10 protein-coding genes are annotated in these 14,623 nt (G+C 70.4%); 1 reads left to right on the forward strand and 9 read right to left on the reverse strand.

The annotated features are described in order from the left end of the window. The 5 genes from ACGFNH_RS04395 to ACGFNH_RS04415 form a co-directional block, all read right to left on the reverse strand. On the reverse strand, positions 1-4,796 hold a 4,796-nt coding region (locus ACGFNH_RS04395; protein WP_393651508.1), incomplete at its 3' end, for a beta-ketoacyl synthase N-terminal-like domain-containing protein. Between the two features lie 640 nt (positions 4,797-5,436). Next, the gene (locus ACGFNH_RS04400; RefSeq protein ID WP_393651509.1) at positions 5,437-7,161 is read right to left on the reverse strand and encodes a bifunctional 3-(3-hydroxy-phenyl)propionate/3-hydroxycinnamic acid hydroxylase; all 1,725 of its coding nucleotides are present in this window, start codon (positions 7,159-7,161) and stop codon (positions 5,437-5,439) included. Between the two features lie 13 nt (positions 7,162-7,174). Beyond that, positions 7,175-8,098 carry a VOC family protein gene (locus ACGFNH_RS04405; protein WP_393651510.1) on the reverse strand — a complete coding sequence of 308 codons (924 nt, stop codon included), beginning with the start codon at positions 8,096-8,098 and terminating at the stop codon, positions 7,175-7,177. Positions 8,099-8,308: 210 nt separating this feature from the next. Beyond that, positions 8,309-9,184 (reverse strand): fumarylacetoacetate hydrolase family protein, encoded by an 876-nt coding sequence (locus ACGFNH_RS04410; RefSeq protein WP_393651511.1) that lies wholly within the window; start codon positions 9,182-9,184, stop codon positions 8,309-8,311. Between the two features lie 787 nt (positions 9,185-9,971). Next, the gene (locus tag ACGFNH_RS04415; protein ID WP_393651512.1) at positions 9,972-10,397 is read right to left on the reverse strand and encodes a YciI family protein; all 426 of its coding nucleotides are present in this window, start codon (positions 10,395-10,397) and stop codon (positions 9,972-9,974) included. Between the two features lie 238 nt (positions 10,398-10,635). On the opposite strand from ACGFNH_RS04415, the gene ACGFNH_RS04420 reads away from it, so the two are divergent. Beyond that, complete coding sequence (locus tag ACGFNH_RS04420; RefSeq protein WP_393651513.1) at positions 10,636-11,454, forward strand: SAM-dependent methyltransferase; 819 nt, start codon at positions 10,636-10,638, stop codon at positions 11,452-11,454. 450 nt (positions 11,455-11,904) lie between these two features. On the opposite strand, the gene ACGFNH_RS04425 is transcribed toward ACGFNH_RS04420, so the two are convergent. The 4 genes from ACGFNH_RS04425 to ACGFNH_RS04440 form a co-directional block, all read right to left on the reverse strand. Next, the gene (locus tag ACGFNH_RS04425; protein ID WP_393651514.1) at positions 11,905-12,291 is read right to left on the reverse strand and encodes a VOC family protein; all 387 of its coding nucleotides are present in this window, start codon (positions 12,289-12,291) and stop codon (positions 11,905-11,907) included. Continuing rightward, positions 12,288-12,581 (reverse strand): ArsR/SmtB family transcription factor, encoded by a 294-nt coding sequence (locus tag ACGFNH_RS04430; protein ID WP_393651515.1) that lies wholly within the window; start codon positions 12,579-12,581, stop codon positions 12,288-12,290. Before ACGFNH_RS04430 ends, ACGFNH_RS04425 begins: the two co-directional genes overlap by 4 nt. Before the next feature lie 78 nt (positions 12,582-12,659). Continuing rightward, positions 12,660-13,106 carry a PaaI family thioesterase gene (locus ACGFNH_RS04435; RefSeq protein WP_393651516.1) on the reverse strand — a complete coding sequence of 149 codons (447 nt, stop codon included), beginning with the start codon at positions 13,104-13,106 and terminating at the stop codon, positions 12,660-12,662. A gap of 270 nt (positions 13,107-13,376) precedes the next feature. Continuing rightward, positions 13,377-14,525 (reverse strand): IPT/TIG domain-containing protein, encoded by a 1,149-nt coding sequence (locus tag ACGFNH_RS04440; protein WP_393651517.1) that lies wholly within the window; start codon positions 14,523-14,525, stop codon positions 13,377-13,379. Positions 14,526-14,623 lie beyond the last annotated feature (98 nt).

Raw genomic sequence — 14,623 nt, forward strand, 5'->3', positions numbered from 1 at the left:
AGCGCCCGCCCACACGCCTCCATCGACTCCGCGAAAACCGGCGAAAGCCCCCAGAGCTCCCGCCCCATCCCCACCCACTGCGCACCCTGACCCGGAAAGACGAAACCCACCCGAACCCCGCTACCGGCCACCACACCGCGCACCACACTCCCCACACCAGGTTCACCGGACGTCAACTGCTCTAGATCCGCACCGAGTTGGCTCAGCTCCCCGCCCAGGACGACAGCCCGGTTCTCCAACGCCGTACGCGTCGCCGCCAACGACCACGCAACGTCCACGGGCCGAATGTCCTCGTGACCCGACTTCACGTACGCCGCCAACCTGCCCGCCTGACCGGCCAATCCGTCACCACCGCGCCCGGAAACCACCCATGGCACGAGCCCTTCAGCCATGAGCACCGGGGTGGCCGTGTCCTCAGCCTCGGGATCCAGCTCCAACTCGGACTCAGGCGCGGGCTCGGTGGGAGGCTCTTCCAGCACGACATGCGCGTTCGTGCCACTGATGCCGAACGACGACACGCCGGCCCGCCGCACGCGTTCCCCGGACCCCGGCCACTCGACCGCCTCGGTCAGCAACGACACCGCGCCCGTCGACCAATCGACGTGCGGAGTCGGCTCATCCACATGCAGCGTCCGCGGAAGAAGACCGTGCTGCATCGCCAGCACCATCTTCATCACACCGGCCACCCCGGCCGCCGCCTGCGTATGCCCGACATTCGACTTCAACGACCCCAACCACAAAGGCCGTTCACGATCCCGACCATAGGTGGCCAGCAAAGCCTGCGCCTCGATCGGATCACCCAGCGTCGTCCCCGTACCATGCGCCTCGACCGCGTCCACATCGCTGCCGGTGAGCCGGGCGTTGGCGAGCGCCGACCGGATCACCCGCTCCTGCGAAGGCCCGTTCGGGGCGGTCAGACCATTGCTCGCACCGTCCTGATTGATCGCCGAACCGCGAATCACCGCGAGTACGGGATGACCGTTGCGCCGGGCGTCCGACAGCCGCTCCAGCAGCAGCACACCCACACCCTCGCCCCAGCCCGTACCGTCCGCACCCGCCGCGAACGGCTTGCACCGACCGTCCGGCGCCAGCCCCCGCTGCCGGCTGAACTCCACGAAGATGCCGGGCTCCGCCATCACGGTCGCCCCTCCGGCCAGAGCGAACGAGCACTCGCCGGAACGTAGCGCCTGAACGGCCATGTGCAGGGCTACCAGCGACGACGAGCACGCCGTGTCCACCGTGACCGCTTGTCCACGCAGGCCGAGGGTGTACGCGATGCGCCCGCTGGCGACGCTGCAGGAGGTTCCCGTCAGCAGATACCCCTCGACGGATTCGGGGGCATGCTGCAGTCCGGGGCCGTATTCCTGCTGCATCAGCCCGACGAACACTCCGGCGTCCTCGTCGCGCAGCGTGTCAGGGGCGATACCCGCCCGTTCCAGCGCCTCCCAGGAGGCCTCCAGCAACAGCCGCTGCTGCGGGTCCATGGCCTCGGCCTCGCGCGGCGATATGGCGAAGAAGCCGGGGTCGAAGTCGCCCGCGTCGTAGAGGAACGAGCCGGACTGCGCATAGGTCGTGCCGTGGTGCTCGGGGTCCGGGTGGTACAGCTCGTCGAGGTCCCAGCCGCGGTCCGCGGGGAAGGCAGAGGTCGTGTCACCACCCGTGGAGAGGAGTTCCCACAGCTCCTCCGGGGTGCGAATACCACCGGGAAGACGACAGCCCATGGCCACGATGGCGATGGGGTCCGCATCGCTCGCGGGCCTCGGGCCCGCAACAATCCCGGGATCCGACCCGGTGCCGCCGTTGACCAGGCCACGCACGTGGCGAGCGAGTGCCTGGGGGGTGGGGTGATCGAAGAGAACGGACGCGGAGAGGGAGAGGCCGGTCTCCGCAACCAGCCGGTTCCGCAGATCGACCGAGGTCGCCGAATCGAAGCCCAGGGCCTTGAACGTGAGCGTCGCGTCGACGTCACCCGGCGTGGCATGACCCAGGATGACGGCCGCGTGCGCACGGATCCGCTGCTCCACATCGTGATGCCGAACCCGGGCAACAGCAGGCCCGGACTCGTCCGACTCGACGGGTACGGCCAAGGGGGCGGAACGACGGGAGGCACCGGCGTCGAGCCAGTGACGCCGACGTTGGAAGGCGTAGGTGGGGAGAGCCACGGTACGGGCGCCATGACCGGCCAGGACCCGCGTCCAGTCGACCGGAACGCCGCGCACCCACGCCTCGGCCAGCGAGGTCAGGAAACGATCCGCACCACCGTCGTCACGGCGCAGACTGCCCACGACGACGGCTTCGGGGGCGGCCTCCTGCACGGCCATCCCCAGCATCGGATGCGAACTCACCTCGACGAACGCCGAATAACCTTCGTCGATCAGACCCTGGACAGCCTCGCCGAAGCGCACCCGCTGACGCAGATTCCGGTACCAATACCCGCCATCCAAAGCGGAGGTGTCGACCAACTCCGCCTGGGTCGTGGAGAAGAACGGCACCTCACCGGAGAGCGGGGTGACCGGCCCGAGCGCCTCGGCCAGCTCCGCTCGGATCTCCTCCACGTGCCGGGTGTGCGAGGCGTAGTCCACCGGAATACGACGCGCCCGGATCTCCTCCCCCTCGCAGTGCGCCATCAACTCATCCAGCGCATCCGCATCCCCGGCGACGACCACCGAACCGGGACCATTGACCGCGGCGATGTCGACCCGACCGGCCCAACCGGACAACAACTCCTCGACCTCGGCCTCCGACTGAGCAACAGAGACCATGCCGCCACGCCCGGCAATCGCCCGGATCGCCTTCGAACGCAACGCCACCACGCGCGCCCCGTCCTCCAACGACAAACCACCGGCCACCACCGCGGCCGCGATCTCCCCCTGCGAATGCCCGACCACCACCGACGGCTCAACACCACACGCACGCCACACCGCAGCCAGCGACACCATCACCGCCCACGTCACCGGCTGAACGACATCAACATCCACCAACTCCGCCCCGCCGCGGACGACCTCGCTCAACGACCACTCGACAAACGGACTCAGCGCCCGCCCACACGCCTCCATCGACTCCGCGAAAACCGGCGAAAGCCCCCAGAGCTCCCGCCCCATCCCCACCCACTGCGCACCCTGACCCGGGAACACAAACACTGCCCGACCCACATCACCGGCCACCGCGCCACGCACCACACCCGCAGCACTCACACCACCGGACGCCAACACCCCGAGCGCGGAAGCGAGTTCACCGGCATCTGCGCCGAGTACCACGGCCCGGTTCTCCAACGCCGCCCGCGTCGCCGCCAACGACCAGCCCACATCCACCGGCCGAACGTCCTCACCGGCCGACTCCACATACGACGCCAACCGGCCCGCCTGACCGGCCAGCCCCTCACCACCACGCCCCGACACCACCCACGGCACCGGCCCCTCGGCCACAAAAATCGGCGCTGTCGGATCACCCCCGGCGCCCGGCTCCGGCTCAATCGGCGGCGCCTCCTCCAGGACCACATGCGCATTCGTCCCGCCCATCCCGAAGGAACTCACGCCGGCGACAAGAGGCACGTCGGTGCGTGGCCAGGGGCCGAGGGCGTCCTGCACGCGCAGGCGCAGCGTGTCGAGAGGGATCTCGGGGTTGGGTGTCGCGTAGTTGAGACTGGGCGGAAGTTCGTGGTGCTGGAGCGCAAGCACCGCCTTGAGAAGGCCGGCGATGCCCGCCGCGCCTTCCAGGTGCCCCACGTTCGTCTTCACCGAACCGACGCGCAGGGCCTCGTCGTCGGCTCGTCCGGCGCCCAGGACCTCGCCGAGCGCGGCCGCTTCCACCGGGTCCCCGACCGGCGTACCGGTTCCGTGGAGTTCGACGTACTGGATGTCATGCGGAGTCGCCCCGGCATTGCGCACGGCTCGGCGGATGACGTCCTCTTGGGCGCGGTGGTCCGGCGCGGTGAGAGTGTCTCCCCCGCCGTCGTTGTTGACGGCGCTTCCGCGGATGACGGCGCGGATGGAGTCGCCATCGGCGAGGGCCCGGTCCAGCGGCTTCAGCACGACGAGGCCGCCGCCCTCACCGCGGACGTAGCCGTTGGCGCGGGCGTCGAATGTGTAGCAGCGGCCGTCCGGTGAGAGCGCGCCGAAACGGTGGGGATAGAGGCTGCTCTCGGGCGCGAGTTGCAGGTTGACACCCCCCGCTACGGCGATGTCGCTGTCGCCGCCGCGCAGGCTCTCGCAGGCGAGGTGCAGAGCGACGAGGGACGACGACTGGGCCGAGTCGAGGGTGAGGCTGGGGCCGCGCAGGCCGAGGAGGTAGGAGAGCCGGTTGGCGATCAGCGCGCGGTGGGTGCCGGTGAAGGACTGGTGGGTGACGCTCTCCGGGCCGAGTCCGTGGTGCAGGGTGGCGTAGTCGTCGTGCGCGGCGCCGATGAACACGCCCGTGCTGCTGTCCCCGAGTTGTCCGGGGACGATACGGGAATCCTCCAGGGCCTCCCAGGCGAGTTCGAGGACCAGCCGCTGCTGCGGGTCCATCGTGTCGGCCTCGCGGGGGGATATCCGAAAGAAGCCGGCGTCGAAACCGTCGACCTCGTCGAGGTAACCGCCCCAGCGGGGTGCGTCACCGGGCGTGCTCTCGGTGGATGATCCGGCAAGTCGTAGGCGTTCGGCCGGAGTTGGACGTACGGCACTGTCGCCGGCGCGCAGGAGGCGCCACAGGGCGTCGGGGTCCGATGCGCCGGGCAGGCGGCAGGCCAGTCCGATGACTGCGATCGCGGTCTGGGGCGCGGCGCTGAGCCCGTGCGGACTGCGTACTGACTCGCTCATTCCACTCCACCAGCTTGTCGGACCAGCGCGCACGGACCGCTGACGTCAGGTGCGGCGTGCGTGCGGCGTACGGCGTAGGTGGCGGTCCGCACCGGCCGGTCACGGGTCGGGCAGCAGAATGCGGGGCCGCCGGGCTCATCACGCTATGGGGGCATGGACTAGGGCGGCCCCTAGATCGCGTCCGCGAAGATGCGCAGGACCACGGGGGTCGTGGCGGGTGGGGGCGGGCCCACCGGCATCCGGCCACAGTCGGCCGCACCTGTCCGCGAGAGCGCTCCGCGCGGCGTCGAGGCCGGGGCCGGGGCCCCGAGAGGATCATGGTGACAGCCCGTCCGCGATGTGACGTGTGAGGCGCATGAGGTCAGCTCGAGTGGTCGTGATGCTCCGAGAGCCGGGGGCTCGGTCCTTCACCGCCGGGAGCGGCAGCGCTACGGGCAGGGGGACGTCGGCACATCGACCGCCCCGGTACAACGACCACCCCGGATCTTCGACCGCTCGACGACCGCTCGACGACCGCTCGACGGGGAGACGCCTTCCCACCCGTGCACCGCGGGCACAGGCTGCGCAGCCGCCGCGGGCCGCCGCCCGTGCTCGGGCATCCGGCCCGCGGGTCCGTCCCGCCGGGAAGCCGCCTCCGGCGTCAGGCCCGGGGGTGGAGCTGCGCGCGCAGGGAGGCGAGGAGCCGGGGCAGGTCTTCCAGAAGCCGCGCCCCGCCGAAGACGTAGTGGTCCGGGCGCACGAGAACGGCCTGTTGGCCGAGGTCCGCCAGGAAGGAGTGGCAGACGCCGTCGAGGTCCTCGACTTCGTGGGGACCAGGCGTCGTACCGGCACGCACGACGCGGAGGAGGCGGATGCCGAGGCGCCCGCAGAAGCGCAGGTCGTCGCCGCCGAGCACGGCGCGCGGGTCCTCCGTGGCTAGCAGGGTGAAGCCGGTGCCCACGACCTGGTCCAGCAGGCCCGTACGGTCGGCATGGCGCACCCGCCCCTGGCGGCCCAGCTGCCCGGCGGGCGGAACGGGCACGCCTCCGCCGGCGTCACCACCGCCACCGTCACCATGACCGCCTCCGCCGCCGTCACCATGACCGCCGCCGTCACCGTCACCGTCGCCGTCGCCGTCGCGGGAGAGCAGTCCCCCGGTGAGCGTCTGGGGCGGCATGCTCTGCAGGGGCTCGCCGCCTGCCCGCCGATCGGCCAGCATGCGCCGGTCGCGCTCGGCTGCGGCCCCTGGGTCGGGCTCGCAGATGATCTTTCCCAGGTGTACGGACAGGGAGATCGCGTGCTGCACATGCTGCGAGCGCTCCGTGGTGTAGCTGTCCAGGAGCGAGGGGTGGGCGGCTCCCGAGAGGACGAGGTCGAGCTTCCAGCCGAGGTTGGCCGCATCCCGGAGGCCGGAGCACAGACCCTGTCCGGCGAACGGGGGCATCTGGTGGGCGGCGTCGCCTGCGAGGAGGAGCCGTCCGTCGCGCCAGCGGTCGGCCCACCTCGCCTGGAAGGTGTAGACGGTGTTCCGTTCGAGCGTGGCGTTGTCCGGGGTCAGTCCCCATGGGCCCAGGAGGGCCCAGGCCGTCTCCACCCGGTCGAGTTCGGCGACCGGCTCCCCCGGCAGGCGCATGAACTCCCAGCGGCGGCGGCCCGGTCCGCCCGAGACGGCCGTCGTCGGCCGGGCGGGATCGCAGATCTGTGCGTTGCGGGGAGACCACTCGCGCTCGGTGTCGTGGGGGATGACGTCGAGGACCAGCCAGTCGAAGAAGAAGCCGAGATCGGTCATCGAGGTGTTCATGCGCGATCGTACGAAGCTGCTCGCTCCGTCGCAGCCGACCACGTACGCCGCGGTGATCGTGCGGTGCTCGCGGACACCGCCGTGCAACTCCGGCCGCTCCTCCGCCGCTTCGGTGACCGTCAGTCGGGCGCCCGCCGGTTCCTGGACGAGGCCGGTGGCCTCCCAGCCGCGGAGGATGTCGATGCCGGGGACCGCGCGGGCGCGCTCCTCCAGTGCGGCCTCCAGGAGCGGCTGGGTGAAGATGTTCATGTGGGGCCAGCCGGAGTGGCTGGTGTCGTCGAAGGCGAGACGCAGCAGGGTCTCGCCCTGGCCGTTGAGCCACTCGTAGTCGCGGGCGGGTTCGCTGATCCGCTCGAGGACGTCGGCCAGCCCCATGGAGGCGAGGATGCGGGCGGCCTCATGGTCGAGCACGACGGCGCGCGGCAGCGGGTAGGGCCGCGGCCACCGTTCCACGACCGCGACTCGCCGGCCGCGGGTGCCGAGTTGGATCGCCGTGGCCAGCCCGACGGGGCCCGCACCGACGACGAGGACGTCGTACGCGTCGTGCAGCGCCGCCGCGTCGCGTGTGGTCCGTGGTCCGTTCATCGCCCGCGCCTCCTCAGCCCGCGTCATGGGCGCCGGTCATGAGCGCGGCGAGGTCTTCGGGTTCGAGGAACGAGGGCGGCACGGGCGGGCCCCAGGCGTAGAGGGCTCGAACGTCCTCCCAGACGCGCGGGGTCCACAGGTGGTCGTCGACGATGCAGTCCATGTCGGCGAAGTACTCGGAGAAGTTGCCGGCCGGATCCTTCAAGTACCAGAAGAAGTTCGAACCGAGGTGGTGGCGTCCGAGCCCCCACACGTGGCGCTCGGGATGCCCCTCCAGCATGCGGGTCGCCCCCCTGCCCACCTCGTCGATGTCGTCGACCTCCCACGAGGAGTGATGCAGGAACGGGAGAGGAGCGCGCTGCACGAGGACGTTGTGGTGGTCGGTCGAGCAGCGCAGAAACGCGGCGCCCGGGACGAGATCGCTGACCTTGAAGCCCAACCCGTCCGTGAAGAAGCGCTGCGACGCCTCCTGCTGGGTCGACCCGAGGACGACGTGTCCGAGCCGCCGCGGGCGTACGGGCTCCTCGCGGAGCACACCGGGAGCCCTGCTGCCGGGTCGGCCGGTGAGACCGGGGCCGTTGAGAGGTACGGGTGGGGCCGCCGCGTGCTGGACGATGCGGGGTCGGACTTCGACGGTGACGGCGACCTTCGTGCCGACGTCCGTCGCCCGCAGCCGGATCCCGTCACGGGTGAACGGCACGTCGAGCCGGCGTAGCGCGGCGGCGATGCGGCCGATGTCGTCGGGGTCGTCGGCGGCGACCACCAGCTCGTGAAGGCGGCGGCGGTCCGCGTGGACGATGCGCAGTTGCTCTCCCCCGTCGGTCGAGGAGAAGCGGCCGGGACCGAGGGCGGTGAGTCCGAAGTCGGCGTAGTACGCGTGCGTGGTGTCGACGTCGGGCACGCCCATCGTGATGCGGGCAAGGCGGTGCAAAGGCATGGTCTGCTCCTGGTGAGGGGGGGCATCCGGTGGGCCCGGCGGCCCCGGTGTTCCGGCGGGCCCGGTGTTCCGGCGGGCCGGGGTTCCGGCGAGCCCGGTGGCCCCGGCGGCCCCGGTTCCGGCGGGCCGGGGTTCCGGCGAGCCCGGTGGCCCCGGCGGCCCCGGTTCCGGTGGCCCCGCTGGCCCCTGCGTTCCGGTGGGCCCTGGTGGTCAGGCGTCCGGGCCGTGGGGGTGGGTGAGGCCGGCGGTCAGCCGGGTATCGAGCGTCCCGATGCCGTCGATCCAGCTGTGCAGCACCTCGCCCGGTGCGAGGAACCGGCGCGGTTCCCGTGCTCCGCCGACCCCGGCCGGAGTGCCGGTGAAGACGAGGTCCCCCGGCAGGAGCGGGCAGACGGCCGAGATCCGGGCGATCTGGTCGGGGACGGAGAAGATCATCCGGCTCGTACGGGACTCCTGCATCGTTTCGCCGCTCACCGCGCAGCCGATGGCAAGGTCGTCGGGATCCTCGACTTCGTCGGGTGTGACGAGGAAGGGCCCGGTCGGGCTGAAGCCGGGGAAGGACTTGCCCAAGGAGAACTGCGGCGCGGGGCCCCGGAGTTGAAGGCGGCGCTCGGAGAGGTCCTGACCGACGGTCAGGCCCGCGACGTGCGACCAGGCGTCCCGCACCCCCACCCGGTGCGCGTGGCGACCGATCACAGCGACCAGTTCCACCTCCCAGTCCACGAGGGAACTGGGGAGTTCCACGGTGTCGTACGGGCCGGTCAGAGAGGTGGGGAACTTGGTGAACACCGAGAGGTGTTCAGGGGTGTCGAACGCCGACTCGTCGACATGGTCGGCGTAGTTGAGCGCCACGGCGAAGATCTGACGGGGCCGCGGCACAGGAGCCCCCAACTGCCGCTCGTCGAAGGGCACTCCGTGATCCGACCGCGCCTCGGCCGTCGCCGCCCAGTCCGTGAACGCGTCCCATCGGTCGAAGACCGCCTGCGGATCGGAGGAGAAGAGACCGTCAGAGGCCTTCTCCACATCCACCGCCTTGCCGTCGTCGCGCACGAGAACGAGTCGGTCGTCGAGATTGGCTGTGCGCATGACGCACCACCTCCAGGCGGTAGGAAAGGTTCCGGTCCGACTACGACTACGACTACGACTACGGCTACGGCTACGGCTACGGCTGGCGCGTACCGGGGCCGGTTGCCGCCGGTCCGCAGTCGGACCCAGTGGATCGCCGGAAGACGTCCACGGGCTCCGAGTCAACCGGGGCAGCCCGGTCCGGCTCTCGGGCTCCGAGCCCAAAGAGAGGGCCGGCGGCTGCGCTCCCGGCCAGGCGGGACCGCGCCACCGGAGCGAATGGTGAGGGCGCCGAGGCGCATGGTGGGGCTCCGGAGCGCATCACGAGCAAAGAGCGCACGATCCGGGCCCGAAGAGCACCGACCGTAGCCCGGGAGATGCCGACGCGGGTCGAGGTGAGAGGGAACGCCCGCGCCACGGCATCGATCGGGACGGGCCCCGCGCGCCCCGCCGTCGCACGATCACGACCAAGACCCTCTACCGGCACACCGGGCCCCGGGTCAGGAGTCATCCGCCCTGGCGAGGTCCTTCGTCAGAGACGCCGCACCGCCAGGACCGGAGCATCGGCGCCCACCTCGGCTCGTACCGGCACTGGCCGGCCACGCGGCGAAGCCCCCGGCGAACCGGGGGCCGGTGTGGCAGTTCAGGGGCGCCCGGGGCCGAGGCCCCGCGCCGCCACCCGCGAACGCAGCCGGGCCCCGGCCGCCCGCGACCACGGCCCCGCCCCCCGCCCGCGAGCACGGCCGGGGGCCTGCGGCGGTGTCCGCGCATCAGGCCCCCGGCTCTTCGTAACGGATCTTGCGTCCGCTCAGACCTCGTATCCCGCTTCGTCGGGCTCCCCGACCGGCCGGACGATCACCGGCAGGTTTTCCGTGCTGCCTTCCGGCACGGGGCACCGGTAGGCGCGTGCCGCGATCTCGTAAGCGCGCTCGGGGCTTTTGACGTCCACGAGCCAGTACCCGGCCAGCACCTCCTTGGTTTCGCCGTAGGGGCCGTCGGAGACGACGGGCGTGCCGTCCGCCGCCGCGGTGACGAGCTTGGCCTGCTTCGGCTCCGCCAGTCCCTGGCCGTCCACGAGCTCGCCCCGCGCGGTGAGATCGTCGTTGAGGGCACCCATGTGCTCGAACATCGCCTTGAGGTCGCCCTCGGTCCACGCGGGAAAACCCTCTGTGGTCCTGCCGTTCATGGCGTCGTACGCGGCCTGCTTACCGGTCAGCATGATGATGAACTTCATCGTCCTCACTCCCTTCACCTGAGACATCGGAACCGGGCCGGCTTTCTCGACATCCGTTGGAGGTCTTTTTTCCGGCCACCGGGACCGGGCGGTGCACGGAGCCGCCCCACCCCCGGGAAAGGCCGTACGGGACCGGGTCCACGGGCGGCGCGGGGTGGCCCAAGTGCCGGGCGGGCCGCCGGCCTGCCGCCCTACAATGACCGACCACACAACACTGCGGTCAGCAAGGGGAGTTGCCATGACAGACGCTGGGGTAGTGGACCCGGACAAGCCCAGCATTGCCCGCGTCTACGACTACCTTCTCGGCGGTAAGGACAACTACGAGGTCGACCGCCGCATAGGTGACAAGTTCAAGCACGAACTTCCCGGCTCCGTCGTCATCGCCCACTCCAACCGTCAGGTCCTCGGCCGCGCGGTGCGGGCCATCGCCCGGGACACCGGCGTGCAGCAGTTCATCGACATCGGCAGCGGGCTGCCCACCGCCGACAACGTCCACCAGATCGCCCAGCGCCATACGCCGTCGGCACGCGTGGTCTACATCGACAACGACCCGATCGTCCTCGCCCACGGCCGGGCGCTGCTGGCGGAGAACGAGAACACCCGCGTCATCCAGGCCGACATCCGCACCCCCGACGTCATCCGCAACCACCCCGACACCACGGCACTCATCGACTTCGACCGGCCCGTCGCCGTGATCCTCAGCGCGATCCTCCACCACATCAACGACGACGAGGACCCCATGGCCGTCGTCCGCTACTGGCGGGATCTCGTGCCGAGCGGGAGCTATGTGTTCATCTCGCACTTCCGCAGCGGGCACAACGAGGAGACCGCCGAGGCGGAGGCGATACTCCAGCAGACCTTCGGCCGCGGGCGGTGGCGGAGCGACGACGAGATCCGCGCCCTGTTCGGGGACATGGAGCTTCTGGACCCCGGTGTGGTGCCGACCTCGCTGTGGCGGCCGGAGGAGGGCCCGACCGTGTTCGGCGAGGACGGCGGAACCCAGGAACTCACCGTCTGGGAGCAGCTGATCGTCGCCGGGCTCGCCCGGAAGCCGTGATCGCGGCGGCGACCTGCGCCCGTTCCTGAAGGAGGCGGGGCGGCAGGGCGGGGCGCTCGGCCGGTCCTGCCGGCGGACCGGCTATGAAGCTCATCTCTGCGCGGACCGGAAGAGGTGCCCGTTGTCGCCGGTCATCGCACCGGGACAACGGGCGACTGCGCCCAGCGCGAAGCAGTGGTGGGGAAGATCCGTGTGCCCGCACCGGCCTGCGCGGCCCGCGCCGTGCCCGGGACAGCGGCGGGCGCGGACAAGACGTACAGCAAGGTACGACTCGTGCGTCCAGCGGACGATCAACAATGGGCGATCAACTGAAGCAGTTCAGCACTGTCACCACCCGCCAGGACAAGCGCGGACAGGTCTGCCTCGACACCGTCAACGCAGGCGCACTGCCGGTATGGCTCCGAACTCGACCGCGGACAGCACATCGCGACTGGCGGCTGCGCGGGGTCCTTACTTGCTGTGCACGATCTGGATCAGGTTGCCGCAGGTGTCGTCCAGAACAGCAGTGGTGACCGGGCCCATCTTCAGCGGCTCCTGGGTGAAGCGCACCCCGAGCCCGCGCAGCCGGTCGAACTCCGCCTGTACGTCGTCGACGGCGAAGGACGTGGCCGGGATGCCGTCCTCGACCAGCGCCGTCTTGTACGGCTTCACCGCGGGATGGCCGTCGGGCTCCAGCAGCAGTTCGGTCCCGTCGGGATCCTCCGGCGAGACCACGGTCAGCCACCGGTCCTCGCCCAGCGGGACCTCGGTCTTCTTCAGGAAGCCCAGCACGTCGGTATAGAAGCGCAGGGCCTTGTCCTGGTCATCGACGAATACGCTGGACAAGTGGATCTTCATGGGGTGCTCTCCGGTGCGTCGGGCCTGAGCCACCGGGTCACGATGCGCTCAAGGGGTTCGGTGTTCAGATCGTGGAACTTGTAGCGGCCCTGGCGCCGCGAAAGGACCAGACCCGCGGATTCGAGCACGGCCAGGTGCTGGCTGATCGCCTGGCGAGACAGCCCCAGACCGTGCTTGGTCACCAGCCGTGCACAAATTTCGAACAGGGTCTGGCCGTCCCGTTCCACCAGCTCATCAAGGATGCGCCGGCGGGTGGGGTCGGCCAGTGCCTTGAAGACATCCTCTGCCACGACCGACAGCATAGGCAAGTGACGACTTGCCTATCAAGATCGGTGCGCCGCTGTCACCTCACCGAAGGGACGGATCGACTAGGGCGCGTTCCCGGCTGCGCCGAGCGGAATGACGCGGGCCGTGGCGGAGGCGGTCGCGATGAGCGCTTCGCCCGAGTCCAGAAGTACGCCCTCGAGGTACGCGAGATCCCCCGCGCGATGCACGACGCGCCCCTTGCCGGTGATCCGGCCGGGACGCGTGGAACGAAGGAAGCTGACCTTGATCTCCAGTGTGGACTGGAACTCGTCGGGCCCGAGCGTGGCCAGCAGCGCCGGGCCGACGGTGTCGTAGAGCATCGCGGACAGAAAAGCACCCAGCACATTGCCCAGGGGATTGGTGAAATCCTCGGTTGCCGCGAACGCGAGCTCGATCGTCGCGTTCTCCGTGTCCGCGGCGATGAACTCCAGCCCCAGCGTGGCCGCGGCAGGGGGAATCGGCGCTCGCCCCTCGACGCCGTCCCAGAACGGCCCCGTTCGTGCGCTCATGCTCGCTCTCCTTTCGGCTGACCTTCCGGACTCCTCGTCATCATGCGGCAAGGAGGCGGGGTGGGAGGGGAGCCGTCGGGCGGGGCGGATCGGCTGCGTTCATGTCTCCGCCGGGCGCCGGGCACAGGCAGAAGGAACGAACCGAAAGGGCCCGGACACGTTTCCGTGTCCGGGCCCTCGCACAGGGCGGGGAAGGGAACGCACCGAGGTGCGCCCCTCCGACCGACCGGGCGACCGGGCGACCGTTCTGGACGACCGACCGGGCGACCGTCAGACGTAGGTGTATCCGCCGCCGACGGTGGCGCTGCCGCCCAGGGTGGTGACGACGACCGGAACATTGCCGGCCGCGCCCGCCGGGGTGAAGCCGACGATGGCCGTACCCGCCGGATTGACCGACACACCCGTCGCCGCAACCCCGTTGAACGTCACCGACGCACCGTTCAGATTCGAACCGGTGATCACGAACGCCGTACCACCCGCAGTCGGTCCCGTGTTCGGGGTGATGCCTGTGGTCACAGGCAACGGCGGGGCCGTGTAGGTGTAGCCACCGGGGACGGTCGAAGTGCCGAACGGAGTCGTGACGACCACCGTCGCGAGCCCGACTGCGCCCGCCGGGGTGAAGCCGACGATGGCCGTGCCCGCCGGATTGACCGACACACCCGTCGCCGCAACCCCGTTGAACGTCACCGACGCACCGTTCAGATTCGAGCCGGTGATCACGAACGCCGTGCCACCCGCAGCGGTCCCCGAGGCGGGTGAAATGCCGGTGGTCACGGGAAGGGGCGGGGGCGCCACGTAGGTGAAGCCGCCTGCGACGGTCGTACTGCCGAGCGGAGTCGTGACGACGACCGTCGCGAGCCCGGCCGCTCCCGGAGGTGTGGTGCCGGTGAGCACCGTGCCCGCGCCGTTGACGGACACTCCCGTCGCCGGGACCCCGTTGAAGGTGACCGACGCACCCGACAGGTTGGTTCCGATGATGGCGAACGCGGTGCCACCGGTCGTGGGACCGGTGTTCGGCACGAGAGCGCTGACGGTCGGCCCCACCGGCACCGCGATGTAGGTGTAGGTCAGCGGGTTGGTGCTGCCGTACGGGCTGGTGGCGACGACCGACACGGTGCCCGCGGCGTGCGGGGGCGCGGTGACCGTGACCGAGTTCCCGTACTGGTTCGGAGTCACGTTGGTGGCGGGCGTGCCGCCGAAGGTGACCTGGTAGGTGCCCTGAAGGTTCGACCCGGTGAGCACAACGATGTTGCCACCGGCCGTCGACCCCGAGCTCGGGTTGATGTCGTAGAGCCTGGGATTCCTGGGGGGCCAGTTACCCCCTCCGTCCCCCGGCCAGTCCCCGGGCCAGTCCCCCTGCGCCGCGGTCGGTGCATTGCCCGCGGACATGTTTCCTTGCTGCTGTACTGCTCCGGACATGGTTTCTCCTTGAGACAGCAGTTCCCCCCGTTCGGGGTCTTGGCTGTCACCGTCATGGGTTGCTGGATGAATGTGACGGTAGGGTCCGCGTGAGACCG

The organism is Streptomyces sp. NPDC048639, assembly GCF_043199075.1.
Taxonomy (GTDB): domain Bacteria; phylum Actinomycetota; class Actinomycetes; order Streptomycetales; family Streptomycetaceae; genus Streptomyces.